Consider the following 22,970-nt stretch of genomic DNA (forward strand, 5'->3'; position numbering starts at 1 on the left):
GGGCGGCATAGGGCAGTTGCCGTATGGCAGGGGTCGGGAAGGAGTCAGTGGCCGTGAATAAGTGTGTCATCATATTGCCGTACTACGGTCGTTTTCCGAACTACTTCCAGCTGTTCCTGAACTCGTGCGGCATGAACGCGGACTACGACTGGCTGATCTTCACCGATGACCGGACCCCGTACGTGTACCCCGCCAACGTGACGGTGCATTATGAGTCGTTTGCCGATATGCAGGCCCGGGTGCGCGGCACGTTCGACTTCGCGCCGGAACTGCCCAATCCGTATAAGCTATGCGATCTGAGACCGATGTACGGCTATCTGTTCCGTGACTATGTGCATGGATATGAGTTCTGGGGGCATTGCGATTGCGATCTTATCTTCGGCAAACTAGACCATTTCATCACCCGGGATATGCTTGATCGCTACGACAAGCTTTTCCCGGTCGGCCACCTGGCGCTGTACCGCAACACCGAAGAGAACAACCGTCGGTTCATGCTGCCGTTGGATGGTCGGAACCTGTATCGCGAGGTGCTGGAATCGTCCGACGGCTTCACCTTCGACGAAAGCTATCTGTCCACCAACATCAACCGCATCTACCAAACGTACGGTTTCCCGATCTATATGCGGGACCGCTCCGGTAACGTGTCGTCGCGGAGCACGTCGATACGGCTGACACGATATGACGACGAACTCGACATGTTCCTGACGGAACCGTACTTGCGTGCCGTATACGAGTGGGACAATGGCACGTTGCGCCGCAGCTTCGTCAGACTGGGCACGTTCGAACGGCAGGAGCTGATGTATCTGCATTTTCAGCGGCGCAGGATGCGCGTCGATTGCGACATGAACGCGAGCCGGTTCCAGATACTGCCGAACTCGTTCGAACCGATGCCCGTGGAACGGGTGACCGCGGACAATGTCCGCACCGTGCGATGGCGGCGTAGGTCCGATGAGGTACGTCACCATATCGCAATGGTCGCGGGAGACGCGCGGTTCTGGTGGAACCGTCTGCGAACGGCGGCTGGTCGTTCATGTCGGGGAAGGAGGCACGATGACTGCTGACAGGCCGATTCGCATCATGCAGTGGGGTATGTTCGGTTCCATCGGCGGCATTGAGCGATTCATGATGGATCTTTACCGCAACATGGACCGCGACCTGGTGCAATTCGATTTTCTCGCGGCTCATGATGCGCCGAAACTGGCCTTCGAAGAGGAGATTGCCGACTATGGGGGTCGGATCTTCCGGGTGCAGTACTCGCAGTCGGAATCGGCGTATCAGGCAAGGCATTCATTGCTGAGGGTGTATCACGAGCATCCGGACATCATCGGAGTGCATGTGCATGCCTGTTTCCCCTATGCCTATCCGCTGGTGGTCGCTCGGGCGTGCGGTATTCGGCTGCGGATACTGCATGCGCACGGTGCCTTCGCCGCACAGTCCGGGCAGGATATGCGCAGCAGGGTCGCCGCCATGGTGCGTGATCGTTTGGTCCGTGGGCAGATCGATCGGTATCCTTCGCGGTATTGCGCCTGCTCCGATACGGCTGCGGCGTTCATGTTTCCGGACAAGCCATATGTTTGGGTGAAGAACGGCATCGATACCGCGCGTTTTCGATTCGACAACGCCGTTCGTCAATCCGTTCGGCACCGGTATGCGATCGATGAGGATACGGATGTTCTGGGTTTCTGCGGGTACCTGACCGATGCGAAGCGACCGTTGTTCGCCTTGGAAGCGTTTGCGCGGTACCGGTCCATGAGACCGAAGAGCAGGATGATGGTGATCGGGAACGGTTCCGTGTCGGGAATGAAAAGTCGTATGGCCGCTTTGGGATTACCCGATGACGCCGTGCTGTTCATGGGCGGTGACCGATCGGACGTCAACCAGTTGTATCAGGCGATGGACGGGTTCATAGTGCCGTCCAAGCATGAGGCGTTTCCCACGGTGTTGGTGGAGGCGCAGTGTGCCGGCTTGCCGTGTGTGGCGTCGCGTGAGGCGGTGACGGGTCAGGCGACGGTCACCGATCTGTTGCGGTTCTGTTCGCTGTCCGATGACGCGCGGACGTGGGCGCGCGTGTTGCGTGAGGGTGTCGCCCGGCGGGTGGATCGTGCGTCGTATGCGTCGCGTGTGGCCGCGGCGGGGTTCGACATGCGTGCCACCGCGGCGATGCTGCAGCGCATCTACCTGACCGAAGGAGGCAGATCATGAACGGTGACGGACGGATGCATATCCTCCAGCAGGGGATGACATGGGTGCGCGGCGGCGTCGAACGGTTCATCATGAACCTGTATCGGCAGATCGACCGCGATCTGGTGCAATTCGACTTTCTGATCCCCTACGACATGCCGCCCATGGCGTACGAGGAGGAAGCGCGCGATCTGGGAGGGCGGGTATTCCGCTCCATCTACCCGTTTCGTCGCTCTCCATGGCGTGCCGAGACGGAGCTGCGGCGGCTGTTCGCCGAGCATCCGGAGATCGGCGGCGTGCATATGAACGTCTGCTTCCCCTACGTGTATCCGCTGGCGGCAGCCGCAAGGAGCGGCGTGAACCTGCGCATCCTGCATTCGCATGAGGGCGACGGTCTCCTTGTGGATCAGCATCAAGGATGGCGTGCCCGATTAATCGATCGACAGGTGCACCGGTATCCGACCAGATACTTCGTCTGTTCGGACAATGCGGCGTACCTGTTCCCGGACGAACCGTATACGTGGGTGAAGAACGGCATCGACACCGGTCTCTTCCGCTTCGACGATGCGACGCGGCATATGGTCCGTGCACGGCTCGGCATACCGGACAACGCGCATGTCATCGGGTTCTGCGGGCATCTGAACAGCCGCAAGAACCCGCTCTTCGCCCTGGACGTGTTCGCCGCTTACCGCCGTATGGAACCGGGAAGCGTGTTCATCGTCACCGGGCAGGGAGATCTGGAAGACGAGCTGCGTCGTGGCATAGCGGCGCGGGGACTGCCCGATGGCGCTGTGCTGATGCTCGGCGGAGGGCGGGCCGACATGCATGAGCTGTATCAGGCGATGGACGGGTTCGTGTTGCCGTCCACGCTCGAGGGCCTGCCGTTCGTGTTGGTGGAGGCGCAGTGTGCCGGCTTGCCGTGTGTGGCGTCGCGTGAGGCGGTGACGGGTCAGGCGACGGTCACCGATCTGTTGCGGTTCTGTTCGCTGTCCGATGACGCGCGGACGTGGGCGCGCGTGTTGCGTGAGGGTGTCGCCCGGCGGGTGGATCGTGCGTCGTATGCGTCGCGTGTGGCCGCGGCGGGGTTCGACATGCGTGCCACCGCGGCGATGCTGCAGCGCATCTACCTGACCGAAGGAGGCAGATCATGAACGAACGGGGTGACGAACGCCGTCGCCTGGTGGTCAGCATGACGGCGACGATCATCGCGTTCCTTGTGCAGCTCGGCGTGAATTTCCTGCTCACGCCATATATCATCGCCACACTCGGTGCGGAGGCCTACGGCTTCATTCCATTGGTGAACAACCTCATCGGCTACGCCGGCATCCTCACCAGCGCGTTGAACGCGATGGCCGGACGGTTCATCGGCGTCGCCTACAACCGCGGCGACTATGCGAAGGCCAACGAGTACTTCAGTTCGGTGATGATCGCCGACATGGTGCTTGCCGTCGCATTCGCCGTGCCGTATGCGCTGGTCGTCATGTTCCCGCAGGCCGTGATGAACATTCCGACGAACCTGGTGGAGGACGTGCGCATGACGTTCCTGTTCTGCGCCATCGGCACGGAATTCTCACTGGTCACATCCGTGTACGGCGGCGTGTACTACGTCAGCGACCGGCTCGACCGCAACGCGGTGCGCAACATCGAAGGCAACGTGCTGCGCGTCGGCGTGCTGTTGCTGCTGTTCTGCCTGTGGAGGCCGATGCTCTGCTTCGTCGCCGCGTCCATGCTGGCGCTCAACCTGTATCGGTGCGCGGCCGATATGTACTATACGCGCAAACTGACGCCGCAGCTGGCGGCCCGACGGTCGTCGTTCCGCATGCGCGCGGTCCGTGAACTGGTGAGCTCCGGCATATGGAATTCGGTCGACTCGGCGAGCTACACGCTGCTGATCGCGTTGGATATCTTTCTGGCCAACCGTTTTCTGGGCGCGCTGGTGGCCGGTCAGTACTCCATCGCCAAGACCATGCCGCAGTTCCTGACGAATGTGGCCTCGATGCTCTCGTCGGTGTTCGCACCGCGCGTGCTTCGTCTGTATGCCCAGGACCGGCAGGACGACATGAGCCGTTCGCTGGGCCGTGCCATTCGGTTCATGGGATTGGTGCTGTCGCTGCCCTGCGGGTTCCTCATCGTGTATGGCACGGACTTCTTTCGCCTCTGGGCCCCCGGCGAGGATGCCGGATGGCTGCAGTCGATGGGCGTGGTCTCCCTGCTTGCCATGCTGCTTGGCAGCTGCGGCCGCCCTATCAGCAACGTGTATACGGCGATGAACAAGGTGAAGGTGCCGTCGCTGATGTTCCTGGTGTGCGGCGTGCTCAACATCGTGTTGGTGATCCCGATGCTGATGTGGACCGATTGGGGTGTCTGGCCGATCATCGTCGTGGCCGCCGTGCTCGATACGGCCAAGAACCTGGTGGCGTTGCCGCTGTATGCGTCGTGGTGCATGGGCATACCGGCGGGGAGCGTGTTCTCCGCCGAGGCGCGGGGACTGGCCGCATTGCCCGTCATGCTGGCGGTGACGGCGCTGTGCCATGTCCTCGTTCCCGCGCGCAGTTGGACCGTGCTGACGGCGACGGCGTTGGGCTGTGCGGCGATGGCATGCGTGCCGTGCGCGTTCGTGGTGCTGCATCGCGAGGAACGTATGGAGATGTGGGATGTGGTGCGCGGGTTCGTACGACCCGTGGCGAGACGATGATGGGCGGTGAACGACAATGAGAAAACGTATTGCGGTATGTGGCTGTCACCATATGCGAGGCGGCACCGAAATGGCGATGTTCAGAATGATGTCGTTATTATGCCGGCAAGGATGCGATGTGGTGTTCGTGACACGGGCGAACATCAAGGTGATGAGGGATCTGCTACCCAAAGGCGTGACGGTGGCATATGTCAGCGCCGACAGCGTATTGAGCCGTTTCCTTGGCACATTGCCGATGGAGGGGGATCATCCGGAATGGTGGATGCGTTTGGTCCGCAAGACGCTGTATCTGCTCAGCGGCAAACGGAACCATCTGGCGTTCGCATACGCCGGCCGGCATCTGACCGGGCTTCCCGCGGGTTCGTTTGATGCCGTGCTGGATTTCGAAGGATATAACCATATCAACACCGTTATCGGCGGACGTATCGGTGCACCGGTTCATGCCACATGGGTGCACAATGAGGATGTGGATCTGAAGGACACGTATCGGTGTCTGGCAAGATGCTATGACCGTATTTTCTGTGTGTCGGATACGGCATTGGAAGCATTTGTCCGACAGTATCCCCGACTTGCCGACCGGGCCCGCGTGCTGCACAATCCCGTTGACGTTGATCGGGTCCGACGTAAGGCGATGCTTGCCGTGACGCCGCCGTCAACGCAGATGAGCGCCGCGGCATTGCGAATCGTGACCGTCTGCAGGCTGGCGTCGGAGAAAAATCTTGCGTTGAGCGTGCGCATCGCCGCCATGTTGCGTGATCGCGGGCTGCCGTTCCTGTGGGAGGTGTATGGCGAAGGGGCGAGTCGTGACGAACTGCAGACCTTGATTGACGAACTTGGACTCAACGAACGATTCCTATTGCGCGGGGAGGTGAGCAACCCGTATCCATATATGAAACAAGCCGACGTGTACGTGCAGACTTCGCGGCATGAAGGATTCGGCTTGACGGTGCAGGAGGCCAAGATCCTGGGAATTCCTGCGGTCGTCACCGATATTCCGGCATTCCGCGAACAGATCGTCGATGGGCAGACGGGATTCATTCGCGCCGCCGATGCGGAGTCGTTTGCCGATGCGATCATCCGTCTGGCCGATCATCCCGAGGAGCGGCAACGCATAACGAACAATCTCGCGGCATTGGACTGGACGGACGCGCAGGATGAATCGCCGCTGTTCGAATTGCTGGGATTGCGTTGAACCATGACTTGTCCTAGCGGCGGACCATGCGCTCGATGAATGCGACCATCGGCGACAGTCCCCGACGTATCAGCTGCCAGCGTAGACGTGTGCCCGGAGGCAGTCGGGACGGATCGATATGTTCGGCGCATGACTGCGCCAGTGAGGCGACGTATCGGGCTTGCGTCATGCAGTCGTCATCGTGGCGGCATAGACGGTGGTCTTTCAACAGGGTGTAGTGGCATGCGATGAGGATCTCAAAGTAATGGCATCGGATATCCATGACATCGTTGTCCGGCAGACCGAGATCATCGACCGTTCTGAGTATTCTTGCGCAATTCAGGATGGAGCCCTGTGTGATGGCCGGATTGCTGCCGTTCATGGTGGAACCGGGCCGTATGCGGTATTCGTAGACGGGAGCGGGCAGGTATACCAGCCGCGAGCCGTTGGCCATGGCCCGATAGGTGGTGGCGGAGTCTTCCATGACCTGACCTTCGGGAAACCGTATGCGCTTCGGGCCGTTATACAGTGCGCTTCGGACCGCGTACGCCCATGGAAACGACTCCAGCTGGTTGGTGAGTATCAGGGCAAGGGCCTGCTCCCTGGTCAGCGTGACGATGGTGTCGTACCGGTTGTGCGGCGCGTGCCGGACGATCGGATGACCGTTCTCGTCGATATGGCTGAACCGAATCGTGGCCATGTCGGCGCCGTGGTCATCCATGCCGTGCACCAATGTCGCTACGTACCTGCGGTCTGGGACGTCGTCCGCGTCCACGAAACAGATGTACTCGCCCTGCGCGTGGTCGAGACCCACGTTGCGTGCCGCGCCCTGCCCATGGTTGGCTTGATGGATCACCTGTATACGGTCGTCTTGTGCGGCGTATGCGTCGCAGATCGCCGCCGATCCGTCCGTCGATCCGTCGTCGATCAGGATGATCTCCAACGTCCGGTAGGTCTGATCGATCAAGGCGTCCAGGCACTCCGACAGATACGGTCTGACGTTATACACCGGCACGATCACGCTGACGAGAACGGGTTGTTCGGGTTGCGTTGATGCTGCGTCCGGCGTGATATGTTCCATGTCACGGAATCTATGACGATACAGGTATTTCGTAGGGTGCCCCCCGAACCGGCGGTATCCGGATCCAATCATGGACCATGCGGACTGCGGTCGTGCGTGGCGTGCCGTCACTTGCGCCCGTCCCGTGCTTTCACCGTGTCGGCGACCCGTTGCGCGAGCGCATCCCGAATCAGGTCGATGCGTGCCGGCGCCATCATGTTCGTCAGGGCCAGACGATGTGCCGTGTCGTCCGGCCAATCGCGCAGCGTGCCCAGATCGTACCGATCCCATGAGCGGACCAGTCCGAGCTGTCGACGCGCGGTCGGTGTGGTGCACGTGCTGTAGAACGGCTTCGTCCGATAGTCGCGATTGTCCACGCGCAGTTCGCCGCACCAGAGCGATGCGCCGGTGTCGAACAGCGGCGCCGGACGCACCGCCAGCGTCTCCACGTCGCGAATCAGCCCGAAATTATTGTAATGACGATCGATGTTGCGCATCAGATAGTCGACGAGCAGCCAATCGTCGGTCGCGTCGGCGATGGCTCGAGCATCGCAGCCGAATCGTGTCGCCGTACGCTCCCACTGGTCGCGCATGCTCAGACGATTGTCCCGTTTGACCGATCCGAGCAACTGCCATGCGGATACCAGTTCCTCGCGGTCGTCCAGCATGTCGTCGCAGGAGCATACCAGTCGATTGTCGTACTCGCCCAGCGAATATCGTACCTCCGCAATATCCAGCCGTTCCGCCAACCGGGAGGCGATGACCTCGTTGACCGGCTCCTGTCCGGTGCGACCGCCCTTGATCAGCGCCCGCACGCCATCCTGCGGCCGTATTGTCCAACGCTTCGGCAGGTCGCCGCCGGTGGAGGCGTCCGGCGCGTTGAAGCTCAGCTCGTGCGACGAGGAATACGTGGTGAGCAGCAGCTTGCCTAGATCCTCATCGAACTTGTTCGTGAAGAAGTTCACGTCATGCCAATGCAGATCGGCGTCGGCCGGCCTGACCCAGTACTGGTCGGACAGACTCAGACCGAGCGAACGATTAAGCAGCTCGACCGTGGAGCGGATGCCCATCGTATCCAATGCACGGTGGATGCCGTCACGTGTCGAAGGAATCGCGCGATGCCTCCACCATGCGTCGATGCGCTTCGCATAGACCGCGTCCTTACCGTGCGTGACCAGTTCCAACGGCAGCCGGTCGTGATCCAGGATCGTGCCCGTGCCCGCCGCATGGCCGGTCCGGCTGTCATAGTCGAACAGCAGCACCTCGTGGGTGCGGCACATGATCACGCGACGGTCCATGACTACCTCCTTGCCTATGAGAGTACGCCATGCCGTCCGATTTCGGTACGGCTCATGCCGGGGCCGTGCACCGGGCAACGGTACGATGGGTGGCGTGAGTCCGGCCGATGGACGGTCGGCGGGTTGCGTTCGAGGAGCGACATGGGATACGGCAATGTGAGCGAGCGGCGGATGCAGCCGCCGCAGGTGGGCGTGTCGGTGGTGATCCTGGCGTTGGGGCCGGGCGCGCCGTCGTCGGGCGGCGCCGGGCGCAGCCGGCTGTGGCTGCCGCTGGTGCGGCGTGTACGGCAGCCGTATCTGGGCGGTTGGGCGCTGCCGGGCGGCGGTCTGCGCGCCGATCTGTCGCTGGAGCGGTCGGCGTATCTGGCGCTCGAATCGACCACCGACCTGCACCCGAAGTATCTCGAGCAGCTGCACACGTTCGGTGGTCCCGACCGGTCGCGCGGCGGGCTGCCGATGGTGTCGGTCGTCTACTGGGCGCTGGTCGGGCGGGCGGAGACGCGCGACTTCGCCGAGGCTGACAACGTGCGCTGGTTCCCGGAGGACGATCTGCCGGCGATGGCGTTCGACCATCGCGAGATCGTGGGTCATGCGCTGCGCCGGCTGCGCGAACGCATCGAATACCCCGATCTGGTGACGCGGCTCGTCGGCCCCGAGTTCACGTTGCGGCAGTTGCATGATGTGGTCGAGGCGGTGACGGGTGAGCCGGTCGATCTGGCGAACTTCCGGCGGCGCATGCTGGCGAGCGGCGAGCTTGAGGAGACGGGCGAGAAGATCCGCGAGGGACGGCAGCGGCCGGCCGCCGTGTACCGGTATGCGCCGGCGGCGGGGGAGCGGGGCACCCGTCCGTGGGGCGGCGTGATGCTGCCGGATGACGCCGGGGCGTCCGGGAACGCGACGGATGCGCCGGCGTCGTCGACGTTCGGCATGTCGGACGATGGTGCGATGGACGATGCGCTCGGTCCGCTGACGACGATCTGACCGTTCGTCGGTGCCGGCGACGTGTCGGGACATGTCGGTTCCGATCGTTATGCGGAATACTTATAGTCAGTTTGACTATAAGTGATGGTAGGGTAGCTCCTCGTGTGCGGAAACGTAACGTTTCCGCCAGTCAGAGAGGAAATCCCATGGCACAGGCCACGCAGGCGCCCGCCGCATCGCCGGCGAACGCGCAACCACTCACCCGCAACGAACGGCTCGACCGACTGCCGTTCAACAAGGCGCACCGCAAACTCCTCGTCGCGTCCGGCATCGGCTGGGCGTTCGACGCGATGGACGTCGGCCTCGTCTCCTTCGTCGTCGCCGCCATCGCGGCCGACCCGCACTTCAATCTCACCCCGACCGAGAAATCGTGGGTGCTGTCCATCGGCTTCGTAGGCATGGCCGTCGGCGCGGCACTCGGCGGCTTCATCGCCGACCGTGTCGGCCGCAAGACCGTCTTCACCGCCACGCTGATCATCTTCGGCATCGCCAACGGCTTCATGGCGCTGTCGTGGTCGCTCGGCATGCTGCTTGGCGCGCGCCTCGTGATCGGCCTTGGCCTCGGCGCGGAACTGCCCGTCGCCTCCACGCTGGTGTCGGAGTTCTCGCCGACCAAACAGCGCGGCCGCATGACCGTCCTGCTCGAATCGTTCTGGGCCGTCGGCTGGATCGTCGCCGCGATGATCGGCTACTTCGTGATCCCGAACACCGGTGACTGGGGCTGGCGCTGGGCGCTGGCGATCGGCGCGCTGCCGCTGCTTTACGCGATCGTCACGCGCATCCACATCCCCGAATCCGTGCGTTTCCTCGAAGCCAAGGGCCGCGAGGACGAGGCCGAGCAGGCCGTGCGCTACTTCGAGGACGCCGGCGGCGTCGCACCCGTCGCCTCGCCGAAGGGCCGGCCGCTGCCGAAGATCAGGACCCGCGAACTGTTCGGCTCCAAGTACATCGCACGCACCGCGGCGATCTGGGCCACCTGGTTCTTCGTCAACTTCTCGTACTACGGCGCGTTCACGTGGATGCCGTCGCTGCTCGCCGACCAGTTCGGCTCGCTCACCAAGTCGTTCGGCTACACGCTGGCGATCTCCATCGCGCAGCTGCCCGGTTACTTCCTCGCCGCATGGCTCGTCGAGATCTGGGGACGCCGCAAGACGCTGAGCATCTTCCTCGCCGTGTCCGCCGTGGCCGCATTCGCCTTCTCGCAGGCCGGTTCCGTCGCGCTCGTGCTCGTGTTCGGCATGCTGCTGTCCGCGTCCAACCTCGGTGCGTGGGGTGTGTTGTACGCGGTGACGCCGGAGATCTACCCGACCCGTCTGCGCGGTGCGGCCGCCGGTGCGGCCGCCGCATGCGGACGCGTCGCCGCGATCATCGCGCCGCTGCTTATGCCGTGGTTCCTCGCGCTGTCCGGCGGCAACAAGGCGGTCGCGTTCATCATCTTCGCGGTCGCGTTCGTCGTCGCCTGCGCCGCCGCGCTGTGCCTGCCCGAACGCAAGGGCCTCGACCTCGAGGATTGACCCCGTGCGGCCCGTCTCGGTGCCGCATGCTTCGCGTTCAACGGGCATGATCCTGATTCCTTCAACGGACATACAGCCGAAACCCCATGTGGAATCGGCCGTATGTCCGTTGAAGGTTGTGGAGTCTGCGGGATGGTACGGGATCGGTGCCGATTCTCTTTCCAACGGACATACAGCCGTAACCGGTACCCGAATCGGCTGGTTGTCCGTTCCGTTGGGGAGGGGTTGTGGGGTCGTGGGGTCGTGGCGTCGCGAGCGTCGTGCCCGTTGGGGGGAATGCTGCCGTCGCAGCGTATGGGTATGCTTATGCCGGTTTGTGTGTGAATGCAGGTAGAACCAACTAACTGAACGTACCGAAGAATTACGCAAGCAACGACAATCGATATTAAGAGAGGTTTTCGATGGCGGTTCGTGGTGATATTCGAAATGTGGCGATCGTGGCGCACGTCGATCACGGCAAGACCACGCTGGTGAACGCGATGCTCCAGCAGTCCCACGTGTTCAACGAGCGCGAGGAAGTGCCGGATCGCGTGATGGACTCCAACGATCTTGAGCGCGAGAAGGGCATCACCATCCTCGCCAAGAACACGGCCGTGGAATACACCGGCCCGCTGGCCGCCAAGTACGGCTACCCGGACGGCATCACCCTCAACATCATCGACACCCCCGGCCACGCCGACTTCGGCGGCGAGGTCGAGCGCGGCATCTCCATGGTCGACGGCGTCGTCCTGCTCGTGGACGCCTCCGAAGGCCCGCTGCCGCAGACCCGTTTCGTGCTGCGCAAGGCCCTCGAGGCCAAGCTGCCGGTCATCCTGTGCGTGAACAAGGTCGACCGTCCGGACGCTCGTATCGACGAGGTCGTCTCCGAGTCCACCGACCTGCTGCTCGGCCTCGCGCAGGACGTCGTCGAGGAGGGCGTCGACCTCGACCTCGACCACCTGCTCGACCTGCCGGTCGTCTACTGCGCGGCCAAGGCCGGCTATGCGTCCGCCAACCAGCCGGAGAACGGCGCCCTGCCGGACAACGACAACCTCGAGCCGCTCTTCGAGGACATCATCAAGTACATCCCAGCCCCGGAGTACGAGGAAGGCGCGCCGCTGCAGGCCCACGTCGCCAACATCGACTCCTCCGACTTCCTCGGCCGTCTCGGCCTTGTCCGTATCTACAACGGCACCCTCGAGAAGGGTAAGACCTACGGCCTGTCCCGCGTCGACGGCTCCATTGAGAACTTCCGCGTCGTCGAACTGCTGCGCACGCAGGGCCTCGAACGTCAGCCCGTCGAATCCGCCGGCCCGGGCGACATCGTCGCCGTCGCCGGCGTCAACGACATCATGATCGGCGAGACCATCGTCGATCCCAACGATCCGCGTCCGCTGCCGCTCATCCACGTCGACGACCCGGCCATCTCCATGACCTTCGGCGTCAACGACTCCCCGCTCGCCGGCCGCGAAGGTAAGGACCACAAGCTCACCGCCCGCATGATCAAGGACCGCCTTGACCGCGAGCTCATCGGCAACGTGTCCATCAAGGTGCTGCCGACCGATCGCCCGGATGCGTGGGAGGTGCAGGGCCGTGGCGAACTCGCGCTGGCCGTGCTCGCCGAGCAGATGCGCCGCGAAGGCTACGAGCTGACCGTCGGCCGCCCGCAGGTCGTCACCAAGACCATCGACGGCAAGATCAACGAGCCGATGGAGAACACCACCATCGACGTGCCGGAGGAGTACATGGGCACCGTCACGCAGCTCATGGCCGACCGCAAGGGCCGCATGGACTCCATGTCCAACCACGGCTCCGGCTGGGTGCGCCTGCAGTTCACCGTGCCGTCCCGTGGCCTGATCGGCTTCCGCACCGCGCTGCTGAGCGCCACCCGCGGCACCGGCATCGCCTCCTCGCTGTCCGCCGGCTACGCGCCGTGGGCCGGCCAGATCGTCACCCGCCAGAACGGCTCCATGGTCTCCGACCGCGCCGGTGTGGCCACCCCGTACGCCATGCAGCGCCTGCAGGCCCGCGGCATCTTCTTCGTCGAACCGCAGTCGCAGGTCTACGAGGGCCAGGTCGTCGGCATGAATAACAAGCCCGACGAGCTCGATGTGAACATCACGCTCGCCAAGCACATGACCAACATGCGTTCCTCCACCGCCGACGTGCTCGAGACTCTGACCCCGCCGGTCAAGATGAGCCTCGAGGAGTCGCTCGACTTCGCGAACGAGGACGAGTGCGTCGAGGTCACGCCGGAATCCATCCGCGTGCGCAAGATCATCCTCGGCCGTGAGGACTGGTACAAGTGGCGCGCCAAGCAGCGTCGTCAGAACAACCAGGCCAACAAGTAGGCTCAATGAGCTCTTGCGGAGCTACTCACGCTGCTGATCATCATGCAACGGCCGGTGCTGCCCATTCTGGCGGCACCGGCCGTGTGCCCGCGCTGGACGGCCTGCGTGGCATAGCCTGCCTGGTGGTGTTGTGCTACCACCTGGCCATGATGTTCACCCTGTGGGGCGCCGACGCCCCGTATGGCCTCATCCCCGGCCCCGCGTCGGTCATGGTGTTCTTCGCCCTGTCCGGCGTGGTGCTGTCGCTCGCCCCGTTCGCCAAGTTGCGTGCCGGGCAGGCGTATGACTGGCTGCGCTATTATCCGCGCCGCGTCGTGCGCCTTGCCGTTCCCACGTTCGTGGCGATCGCAATGGGCATCGGCAGCGGATTCGTGGCATGGCGTCTCGGCTCGCAGTCGCGTTCCGCGCAATCCGTCGATTTCAGCGGCGGACCGGCGCGCATCCTGCATGACGTGCTCATGCAGTTCGATCTGATCTTCAACATCTCGGACGGCGTGTCCACACTGTCGGGTGGTCCGCTGCTGCGCGCGGATTCGCCGGTCTGGTCGATGACCTGGGAGATGTTCTTCAGCCTCACCCTGCCGTTGGCCGTCTATTGCGTGGCGCGCACACGCAGGGATCTAGGGCTGGCGGTGGCGTTGGTCGCGGCGATCTGGTGCTCGCACGTATCCGGCTACTTCCCGCTGCGCCTGTGCCTCATGTTCTGGCTGGGCGTGCTGCTGGCGAAGCGGGCGGATCGCATCGCCGCGGTCAGGGTGTCCACGCCCGTCGAAGTCGTCGCGTTCGTCGCTGCCGTCGGATGCATCGAACTGCCGGAGTTCTGGCGCACGTTCGTCGACTCGCAGGCTCCGGTATTGCTGACGGCGACATGGTCGACGCTGATGAACGTCGCCTGCGCGGCGCTCGTCGCGCTGACGATGGCCGACGGCCTGCTGCGCCGTCTGCTCAGCACTCGGCCGATGCGGTTCCTCGGCCGCATCTCGTTCAGCCTGTATCTGACCCATGCGATCCTCTTTGGTGGATTCGCCGTAGTGCTGCCGCGGATCGGCCTCGGCAACGTCTGGGCGCAATCGTTGATCGCGCTCGTGGTGGCATTCGCGTTCGCCTGGCTGTTCTATGTCGCAGTGGAGCGGCCGAGCATGCGGTGGTCGCACGACATCGGCCACGCCGAACTGCATCTCGAACCGTGACGTCCGCCGATCGCCGACCATCGTCGGCATCGGCACGCGATCCCGTATTCGGTCGATCGCCGCGCGAACGGCTCCCCGGCACCTATACTAAGGCGCATGACTTCACGAAGCCCGCATAACGTACGCAGCGACAACGAACTGCTGCCATGGTCGCATCGGCAAGGCTATCCGATGCGTGTGCTCGTCACCCTGCTCGCCGGCGTCGGCGCGGCGGTCATTGGCACGTTCGCGCATCGCATGGGCGCGTCGATGAACATCCCGTACGGGCTGGTGTTGGCGTTCGTGATCGTCGGACTGTCGACGTGGTGCGCGCGATCGCGGTGCGGCGTGACCGGCGTCGCGTTTCATCTCATCGCCTCCGGGGCGACCGCGTGGATGATCGCCGCGGCCAGCACCGGCGACGCGCTCGCCCCGATCGGATTCAGCGGCGACCTGCCGTATTTCAGCCAGAAGGCTGGCTATCTGTGGCTGCTCGGTATGATCGTCGTGCAGATGGCGTTCCTGTTCATGCCGCCGTCATGGTTCGTGATCGATACCCGTACGTCACATGCCGCCGCCGATATGCCGTCTGCGGACGATGCGCCGGCTGCGGACGATGTCTCGGTTTCCGGCGAGCCGGTGACTGACGACTCGGCGACCGACAACTTGATCGGCGATCCGCAACAGGCACGGTGATCGCATGCGAATCCTGCATTATCTCGGACCCGAAGGCACTTTCACCCATCAGGCGGCGATGAACGCCGCCGACGCGCTGCGTGCGCTTGCGACGGACGGCGTCACGCTCGCCGCCGAACCGGATGTGACCGCGATCCTCGACGCCGTGCAGACCGACGGCGACTGGGGTGTCATCGCATGGGAGAACAACATCGAAGGCTACGTCGTGCCGAATCTCGACGCGCTTATCGACGCGCGCAACGTGGCCGCGTTCGCCCGCGTCGGCGTGGACGTGTCGTTCGATGCGTTCGTGAAGACCGGCGATGCGACCGGCCGCGCCGCCGACGACCGTATTGCCGACGATCGTGCCGCCGACGAACTGATCGAGGACTGCACGACGATCACCGCACATCCCCACGGACTCGCGCAATGCAAACGATTCGCCGCCGCCCATCATCTCAAAGCCGTGCCGGCAGCGTCGAACGGCGCCGGCTGCCGCGACCTCACACCCGGACAGGTCGCGCTTGGCCCGTCCATCTGCGGCGAACTGTACGGGCTGACCCGCGTCGCCACGTCGGTCGAGGACTATCCGGGCGCGCACACCGAATTTCTGGTGCTCGCGCCACGCGACGACGTCGCTGGACTGCTGGCGCAGCTGTGTGACGCCGACACGGCCGAATTCGAATCCGTCGTCGCGTTCATCCCGCTGTACACCGGGCCGGGCGTGCTCGCGAACCTGCTCGACGTGCTGCGCGACGCGGGCCTGAACATGACTAGCTTCATCTCCCGCCCGATCAAGGGCCGCGACGGCACGTACAGCTTCATCGCGACGATGGATGCCGCGCCTTGGCAGGAGCATTTCCGCTCTGTGCTCACCGAGGTCGCCGAACATGGTGACTGGGTGAAAACGTTGGCCGTCTACCCGCGCCGTGAACGGCCCAGCCCGCCCGTCTACGCATGGTCGCTGCCCAACGGGGGCGTGCGGTTGGATTCCGGCAATGTGACCGGAACGGACAATGCGTGGCAGGACGACGATGCGACACGAAAGGAGCTGCTGTGGTAGCCGGGAACGACAACGTACGCAACGGTGATGTTCGTGCAGACGCTAGGAATAGGCATGACGGCACTGATCCGGCTGACCTGAACGGCATGATCGTCGGCATCGTCGGGCTGGGATTGATCGGCGGATCGCTTGCACGCCGGCTGGTGGCGCGCGGCGTACGCACGATCGCATGGAACCATCGTGACCATCCGTACGCGCAGGCCGAAGCCGATGGCATCCGCTGCGTGCCGACGTTGGCTGATCTGGCCGCCGCCAAGCCGCGCGTCATCGTCCTGTGCAACCCGCTCAAGGCCATGCCGTCGATCCTCGCCGGCCTGAAGCCGGTGCTCGACCCGGCCGCGACCACGCTCACCGACGTGGGCAGCGTCAAGGGCATGGTCCGCGAGCAGGTCAATGCGGCCGGACTGGGGGAGTGTTACGTCGGCGCGCATCCGATGGCCGGCAACGAACTGTCCGGATGGCAGGCCGCCGACCCGGCGCTGTACGACGACGCACTGTGGGCGGTCACCGTGCGCGACGACACGGCGTACGATCGATTCCTCACGGTAATGCGGCTGATCGTCGACGGCGTCGGCAATCGCGTCATCGTCCTGAATGACACGGTGCACGATCAGGCCGCCGCGCTGATCTCGCACATGCCGCACGTCGTCGCCACGGCACTGATCAACCAGCTCACCGCCGACGTCAATCGGAATGTCGCCGCCGCACTGGCCGCCGGATCATGGCGTGACATGACGCGCGTCGCCCTGACCGACCCCGACCGCACGCGGGCGATGGTCGATGAGGACGCCGCGAACGTGGAAGCGTTGCTGCGGTCGATGGCCGGGACACTCACGGCCGTGGCCGATGCGCTGCACGACGGGGACGACGGCGCGCTCGCCCGCTTCTTCGCGGACGGTCAGCCGTTCCGGAACTACAAGGAGGCGCAGCGGACGGCAATCGCCGACTACGCCGAACACAACGTGCCGTTCGACCCGGCGCATTGGCAGGCCGACCTGCTGGCGTCGGCACGGCGTGGCGAGCACATCGTCGGATTCGCCGGCGACCACGCCGTGCGCGTGCAGGTGCGCTCCGCGATATAGGCACCGCGCGGCCCCCGCCGCCCGCTCACGCCTTGCTTGCCGCCGTTGACTACGGACGAGTGAAGTGGCGTTCGGGAACGGGCTTCAACGTGATGATCGACTCGGCGTCGATGCTCACCCGCTGCGCCGGCCGTGAGCCATTGGCCGCCGCGTCTCGTGACAGCTCCAGCAGATGCCCGTCCCACGAAAGCACGTGGCCCACGTAATCGCGGTATTTCATGCGATGATCGACCGGATCGACGCCTTCCGACACGCGCACGACAATGCGGGCGTGCGCGGGAATCTCATTGGGAATCGGCATGACGGCCTCCTTCGGCGATAGCGTATCCCTTCATCGTAGCGCGTGACGCGGTTCCGTGGGTCGTGACGGGTGCGTCCGCACGGTTCGGACACACGCCCGAGCGACCGTAACTCAACATCATCCGCACCTTCCTGTTGAGTTACGGTCGTTCAGCAGGCCCGAAACGACCGTAACTCAACAGGAAAAGCGCCATCGCATTGAGCTACGGTCGTTTCGGAGGTCCAAAAAGGCCGTAACTCAACAACAACGGACGGTTCCTGTTGAGTTACGGCCTCTTGCGTTTGCTGGAGGGGGCTGACGGTCGGTACTGCTCAGTCGGTGGCGACGGCGTCGAGCACCGGCACCTTGAGCGCGCGGCGGGCCGGCGGCAGCGCGGCGACCACGCCGATCACGATCGACGCCAGCAGGAACACGCCCAACTGCCCCCACGGCACGCTGAGCTTCTCCAGACCGTTCGACTGGTACACCTGCTGGATCACCGCGCCTGCGCCCGTGCCGACCACCACGCCCAGCAACGTGCCCAGCACGGCGATCATCGCCGCCTCGATCGCCAGCATGCCGCGCACCTGCATGCGCGACGTGCCGATCGCCCGCAGCAGGCCGATCTCGCGCGTGCGCTCCGATACGCTCAGCGCCAGCGTGTTCACGATGCCGAACACGGCGATCACGATCGACAATGCCAGCAGCGCATACAGGATGATGAGGATCTGGTCGACCATCGTGCTCATCGTCGACTTGAACTCCTCGCGATCCTGCACGGTCACCACGTAATACGATTTCACCGCGTCGACCAGCCGCGTCTTCAATGTGGCCGTATTCACGCCGGATTTCGCGTTGATGAACAGCATGATCGTGAACATCGTGTACTCGTTAGCGATTGTGCCGGCCAGCGTGTCGTTCATAAGCACCATCGAGCGGTACACCGAATTTTCGATGATCGCGCCGATTCTGGCCTTCACATGCGTTTCGACGGTCTTCGTCTTCACCAAGGTCGCCGGATCCACGTGCTGTGCGTCCTCGGCCGCCTGCTGCGCTTCCGCGGCTTTCGCCTGTGCGCCGGCCGTGTCGCCGGCCGCCAGCAGCGATTGCGCCTGGGCCTGCAAAGCGGCGATCTTCTGCTGCACCTGCGCCTGATAGTCGGCCTGCGCCTTCGCGGTCGCCTTCTTGTCGACCACGACCTGCCGCCCGTTGACGGTGACCGTATCGCCGACCTTCCAGCCGTTGTCCTTGGCGATGGTGACGCCGACGACCAGTTCGCCGTCGCGTAGCGCGCGATCCGCGTCGCCCGCATTCGTGACCGGAGCGAACACCTCGGTGAACAGGGACGGCTGCTCCGCGAACGTCATCGCGGACGACTTGTCGTCGCCGGAGCCGTACGTCACGCCGAGCAACATGCGCGACTGCGAGACGGAGCCGACGCCGTCCGTCTTCTTGATCGCGTCGATCGCCGCGTCGGGGATGCGTCCGCTCGATGCGGACATGGCCGAGAAATCGGATTTGAGCCCGCTGTCGACGATGCCGGCGACCGACGCCTTCGCCGACGAGGCGACCACGCCCAGACAGCTCACGATCGCCACGCCCACGAACAGGGCGGCCGCCGTATTCGCCGTACGCCGCTTGCCTCGCGCCAGATTGCGCGTCGCGAGCCGGCCCGTCACCGTGAACACATGTGCCGGAATCCAACCGAGCACGACGCTCGTCGGTCCGACCAGCGCCGGGGCGAGCACGATCACGCCCAATACCACGAGCCCTGCACCCACGCCAAGCGGCCACCCGGTGCCCAGCGACGAACCCCAGTCGTTCAGCCAGCCCCACGGCGAGATCGCCACCGCGTCGTCCGCCTTCGCCAGCGCGATCCGCCAGCAGAACAGCCACGACACCGCGCCGCACGCGATCATCAATGAGCCAAGCACGCCGCGCGGCCACACCGGCTTCTCCGGATTCACCGTCTCGTTCATCGCCTGGATCGGCGGGGCCGTCGCCGCGCGCCGCGCCGGCAGCGCCGCGCCGAGCAATGTCACCACCACGCCGACGACCAACCCGACCAGCATGTCCGACACGCTCGGATCGACCGCGCCGGACATCGGCATGCCCATCCGGTCCATGCCGGCCACGATCAGCCGCACCATGCCCCAACCGAGTCCGATGCCGCACACCGAACCGGTCAGGCCGAGCACGATCGCCTGCACGATCACCGTCGAGAACACCTGCGCGGGGGAGGCGCCCACCGAACGCAGCAGCGCGTAGCCGCGCATCGATTCGCGCACGATCATCGAGAACGTGTTCGCGATGATGAACGAGCCGACGAACAGGGCGATGATCGCGAAGATCAGGATCAGCGGCTGGATGAAGCCGAGCGCCTTCTTGGTGGCCGCCGCGCTGTCGTCGCGCACCTGCTGGCCGGTGACCGCGCGGGCCTTCGACCCGGCCGGCAGCGCCTTGTTGATGCGGTCGGCGAGCGTGCGTTGCTGTGCGGCGGTCAGTGGTCTGCCGTCGTTGGCGGAACCGTAGACGCCGATGTTGCGCACCATGTTGATCTGACCGGTCTCCTGCTGGAAGTAGTCCTTCGCGACGCCGGGCGCCAGCCCGACGATGATCGCGCCGGCCTGGCTGGCATCGGTGGAGAACAGGCCGACGACCTTCACGTCGGTCGCGCCGTCCGGGTAGACGAGCTTCGTCGTATCGCCGACCCTGAGCCCCGCGGTTTCGGCGGCGAACGTATGCAACGCGACCTCGTCCTTGGCCTGCGCCCAACGTCCGGCGGTGAGCGTGGCCGACCGCCACGTGCCCTTGCTCAGGCCGAGCGCGACCGTGGGCGTGCCGGTGGTCGATACGGCGTTGCCGTCCTTGCCGACGAGCACGATGCCGGAGACAGAATAGGTGATCGACGCGGTCCGCACGCCGTCGACCTTGGCGATGTCGTCGGCCAGCGATGCGTCGATGCGGTTGTAGGTCTTGGACGCGTCGGATGAGGACGACGCTGACGATGAGGACGACGTGCCCGACGATGAGGACGATGACGACGAGCCGGACGACATCGCCATGCCGTCGTCGGCGGTCTTGTCCTCCGTATTGCCGCGCACATACACGTCCGCGTCGGAGTTCGAAGCCATCATCTGGTCGACCTGGTTGCTCATCATCTCGCGGAAGCAGAACGAGCCGACCACGAACGACACGCCGAGCGCGATCGCGATGATCGACATGACGAACCGGCCGAAATGGGCGCGCGCGTCGCGCAAACCGATGCGGATCATCGGGCGGACTCCTCGACCTCGTCGCCCTCGCCGGCGAACACCTCGAGGATCTCGTCATAGGTCGGATGCCGCAGATCCTGCGTGATACGCCCGTCCGCGAGCACGAGCACACGATCCGCGTACGACGCGGCGCGCGGATCGTGCGTCACCATCACGATCGTCTGGCCGTATTCGCGCACCGAATTCTTCAGGAACCCCAGCACCTCGCGGCTCGAATGCGAATCGAGGTTGCCGGTCGGCTCATCGGCGAAGATCACGCTCGGCCGCGCCATGATCGCCCGTGCGCAGGCCACGCGCTGCTGCTGGCCGCCCGACAGCTGGCTCGGCCGGTGCGTGAGCCGCGAACGCAGGCCGACCACGTCGACCACCTTGTCGAACCAAGCGCGGTCGATCGGCCGCTTCGCGATCTGCAGCGGCAGCAGGATGTTCTCCTCGGCCGAAAGCGTCGGCACGAGATTGAACGACTGGAAGATGAAGCCGATCTGATCGCGGCGCAGCTTCGTCAGCTGCCGCTGGTTCATCGCGGACACCTCGAGCCCCTCGACGATCACCTTGCCGCTCGTCGGCTGGTCGAGTCCGGCCATGCAATGCATGAGCGTGGACTTGCCCGAACCGGACGGGCCCATGATCGCGGTCATCTGGCCTCGCATGAACTCGACGTTGACATGGTCGAGCGCGACGACCTGCGCGTCCTTGTCGCCGTAGGTCTTGGTCAGGTCGATCGCGCGGGCGACGGCCTCCTCGGCTGGCTGCTGCGCGTTACGTGCGGATGCTGTGGATGCTGTGGATGTCGTGATTGCCGCGGCCGAATGTCGTCCCATACGTTCCCCGTTTCCCGTCGATGATGCTATGGATAGTGTATAAGGAGTCGGGTATTCCTCCCGGCGTGCGATGGACGGGAGATTCGTGATGTTCGACGATGCGCTGGATGATTTTCTCGCCTATCTCAAGGCGAACCGCGGATTGAGCGAGAATACGCTGAAGGCGTACCGCATCGACGTGGGCGAATGCCTGCACATGCTGCGGCTGCGCGGCGCGGCGGCGCTGGCGGAGATCACGACCGACGACCTGCGGCTGTGGATGGCCCGCGAGTCGCGTACACACGCACGCTCCAGCATGGCGCGCAAGGTCGTGGCCGTACGCGGGTTCTTCGCATGGGCGCATGCGCATGGTCGCATCCCCGCCGATCCGGCGGCCGTTCTGCTCACGCCGAAGATCCCCGACACATTGCCCGCCGTGCTCACCGAGGCGCAGGCCAGGCAGCTCATGGACGACACGGACGAGTGCGCGGCGGAGGCCGTGACGCAGGCGAAGGACGCGGCACGGACCGATGCGTATGCGACGGCGACGCAGGCCGACCGGACGGCCGAGGCGGTCGGCCTGCGCGACGCGGCGATCATGGAGATGCTGTACGCCACCGGCATGCGCGTGGCCGAACTCGTGGGACTGGACGACCTCGACGTGGATTGGTCGAATCGTACGGTGAAGGTGACCGGCAAGGGCAGCAAGCAGCGGGTGGTGCCGTTCGGCGAGCCGGCGATGCGCGCGCTGCGCTCGTGGCTGGACGACGGGCGGCCGACGCTGGCGGCGAACCGGCGGGGCCGGGGTGGCGGCGACCGGGCGCTGTTCCTCGGCGTACGAGGCCGGCGCATCGACCAGCGCGTGGTGCGCGGCGTGGTGCACGAGCGGGCGCAGGAGGCCGGCGTGCCCGACATCGGACCGCACGCCCTGCGGCACAGCGCGGCGACGCATCTGCTCGACGGGGGAGCGGACCTGCGCGAGGTGCAGGAGATGCTTGGCCACTCCTCGTTGAAGACCACGCAGCGGTACACGCACGTGTCGATCGAGCAGCTCAAGTCGCGGTACGCGCAGGCGTTCCCGCGGGCGTAGGGACCGGAATGCTCCCCTCAGTCACCTGCGGTGACAGCTCCCCTCAGGGAGGGGAGCCAGTAGTGGAAAGGCTCCCCTCCCTGAGGGGAGCTGTCGGCGAAGCTGACTGAGGGGAGCAATGCGCCCAGCGTCATATGACAAGAAAAAGCGTCTCTTTTGGCCAAAAGTTAACGCGGGCGTAACACGAACGTCGCCGATCGGGGGAGACCCCGTATCTCACGAGCCGCATATGATAGGCGGGCAAACTGGGGAAAACCTTGGAATTGCTATGGTAGTTAGCGGTAACGCAAGCCGTGGGATCCGTAA

General features: G+C 64.5%; 18 protein-coding genes. 13 read left to right on the forward strand and 5 right to left on the reverse strand.

What is annotated here, in order from left to right:
* The first annotated feature begins 53 nt into the window (after positions 1 to 53).
* From DSM100688_RS01130 to DSM100688_RS01150, 5 genes are all read left to right on the forward strand, one after another.
* A complete protein-coding gene (locus tag DSM100688_RS01130) occupies positions 54 to 1,061 on the forward strand; it encodes a DUF6625 family protein (protein ID WP_152357331.1) in 1,008 nt (335 codons plus the stop codon).
* The gene (locus DSM100688_RS01135) at positions 1,051 to 2,202 is read left to right on the forward strand and encodes a glycosyltransferase (protein ID WP_163146759.1); all 1,152 of its coding nucleotides are present in this window, start codon (positions 1,051 to 1,053) and stop codon (positions 2,200 to 2,202) included. The genes DSM100688_RS01130 and DSM100688_RS01135 overlap by 11 nt, the downstream gene beginning before the upstream one ends.
* Positions 2,199 to 3,332, forward strand: a complete 1,134-nt coding sequence (locus DSM100688_RS01140; RefSeq protein WP_152357333.1) for a glycosyltransferase — start codon at positions 2,199 to 2,201, stop codon at positions 3,330 to 3,332. Before DSM100688_RS01135 ends, DSM100688_RS01140 begins: the two co-directional genes overlap by 4 nt.
* Entirely contained in the window at positions 3,329 to 4,876 is a 1,548-nt protein-coding gene (locus DSM100688_RS01145) for an oligosaccharide flippase family protein (protein WP_152357334.1), read from the forward strand. The genes DSM100688_RS01140 and DSM100688_RS01145 overlap by 4 nt, the downstream gene beginning before the upstream one ends.
* A gap of 70 nt (positions 4,877 to 4,946) precedes the next feature.
* Positions 4,947 to 6,068, forward strand: coding sequence for a glycosyltransferase (locus tag DSM100688_RS01150; RefSeq protein ID WP_163146760.1), 1,122 nt, complete (start codon positions 4,947 to 4,949; stop codon positions 6,066 to 6,068).
* A gap of 13 nt (positions 6,069 to 6,081) precedes the next feature.
* On the opposite strand, the gene DSM100688_RS01155 is transcribed toward DSM100688_RS01150, so the two are convergent.
* Both DSM100688_RS01155 and DSM100688_RS01160 read right to left on the reverse strand, forming a co-directional pair.
* Positions 6,082 to 7,128 carry a glycosyltransferase family 2 protein gene (locus DSM100688_RS01155; RefSeq protein ID WP_163146761.1) on the reverse strand — a complete coding sequence of 349 codons (1,047 nt, stop codon included), beginning with the start codon at positions 7,126 to 7,128 and terminating at the stop codon, positions 6,082 to 6,084.
* Between the two features lie 107 nt (positions 7,129 to 7,235).
* Positions 7,236 to 8,405, reverse strand: coding sequence for a HipA domain-containing protein (locus DSM100688_RS01160; RefSeq protein ID WP_204316611.1), 1,170 nt, complete (start codon positions 8,403 to 8,405; stop codon positions 7,236 to 7,238).
* A 141-nt stretch (positions 8,406 to 8,546) separates the two neighbouring features.
* On the opposite strand from DSM100688_RS01160, the gene DSM100688_RS01165 reads away from it, so the two are divergent.
* The 7 genes from DSM100688_RS01165 to DSM100688_RS01195 all read left to right on the forward strand — a co-directional run bounded on the left by DSM100688_RS01165 (position 8,547) and on the right by DSM100688_RS01195 (position 17,219).
* On the forward strand, positions 8,547 to 9,386 hold the full coding sequence (locus DSM100688_RS01165) for an NUDIX hydrolase (protein ID WP_163146762.1): 840 nt from the start codon (positions 8,547 to 8,549) through the stop codon (positions 9,384 to 9,386).
* A 146-nt stretch (positions 9,387 to 9,532) separates the two neighbouring features.
* A complete protein-coding gene (locus DSM100688_RS01170) occupies positions 9,533 to 10,900 on the forward strand; it encodes an MFS transporter (RefSeq protein WP_152357337.1) in 1,368 nt (455 codons plus the stop codon).
* A 401-nt stretch (positions 10,901 to 11,301) separates the two neighbouring features.
* On the forward strand, positions 11,302 to 13,230 hold the full coding sequence (gene typA, locus DSM100688_RS01175) for a translational GTPase TypA (RefSeq protein WP_152357338.1): 1,929 nt from the start codon (positions 11,302 to 11,304) through the stop codon (positions 13,228 to 13,230).
* 5 nt (positions 13,231 to 13,235) lie between these two features.
* On the forward strand, positions 13,236 to 14,420 hold the full coding sequence (locus DSM100688_RS01180; protein WP_152357339.1) for an acyltransferase family protein: 1,185 nt from the start codon (positions 13,236 to 13,238) through the stop codon (positions 14,418 to 14,420).
* Between the two features lie 96 nt (positions 14,421 to 14,516).
* The gene (locus DSM100688_RS01185; protein WP_152357340.1) at positions 14,517 to 15,095 is read left to right on the forward strand and encodes an alcohol dehydrogenase; all 579 of its coding nucleotides are present in this window, start codon (positions 14,517 to 14,519) and stop codon (positions 15,093 to 15,095) included.
* Between the two features lie 4 nt (positions 15,096 to 15,099).
* A complete protein-coding gene (locus DSM100688_RS01190; protein WP_152357341.1) occupies positions 15,100 to 16,137 on the forward strand; it encodes a prephenate dehydratase in 1,038 nt (345 codons plus the stop codon).
* Positions 16,131 to 17,219, forward strand: a complete 1,089-nt coding sequence (locus DSM100688_RS01195; protein ID WP_240811828.1) for a prephenate dehydrogenase — start codon at positions 16,131 to 16,133, stop codon at positions 17,217 to 17,219. The genes DSM100688_RS01190 and DSM100688_RS01195 overlap by 7 nt, the downstream gene beginning before the upstream one ends.
* Before the next feature lie 49 nt (positions 17,220 to 17,268).
* Here the strand turns inward: DSM100688_RS01195 and DSM100688_RS01200 are convergent, their stop codons facing one another.
* From DSM100688_RS01200 to DSM100688_RS01210, 3 genes are all read right to left on the reverse strand, one after another.
* Positions 17,269 to 17,520, reverse strand: coding sequence for a DUF6725 family protein (locus DSM100688_RS01200; protein WP_152357343.1), 252 nt, complete (start codon positions 17,518 to 17,520; stop codon positions 17,269 to 17,271).
* Positions 17,521 to 17,831: 311 nt separating this feature from the next.
* Complete coding sequence (locus tag DSM100688_RS01205; protein WP_152357344.1) at positions 17,832 to 20,774, reverse strand: ABC transporter permease; 2,943 nt, start codon at positions 20,772 to 20,774, stop codon at positions 17,832 to 17,834.
* Positions 20,771 to 21,595 (reverse strand): ABC transporter ATP-binding protein, encoded by an 825-nt coding sequence (locus DSM100688_RS01210; RefSeq protein ID WP_152357345.1) that lies wholly within the window; start codon positions 21,593 to 21,595, stop codon positions 20,771 to 20,773. Before DSM100688_RS01210 ends, DSM100688_RS01205 begins: the two co-directional genes overlap by 4 nt.
* A gap of 88 nt (positions 21,596 to 21,683) precedes the next feature.
* On the opposite strand from DSM100688_RS01210, the gene DSM100688_RS01215 reads away from it, so the two are divergent.
* A complete protein-coding gene (locus tag DSM100688_RS01215; protein WP_152357632.1) occupies positions 21,684 to 22,664 on the forward strand; it encodes a tyrosine recombinase XerC in 981 nt (326 codons plus the stop codon).
* The last annotated feature ends 306 nt before the right edge of the window (positions 22,665 to 22,970 follow it).

It is taken from the genome of Bifidobacterium ramosum (assembly GCF_009299505.1).
In the GTDB taxonomy this organism is placed as follows: domain Bacteria; phylum Actinomycetota; class Actinomycetes; order Actinomycetales; family Bifidobacteriaceae; genus Bifidobacterium; species Bifidobacterium ramosum.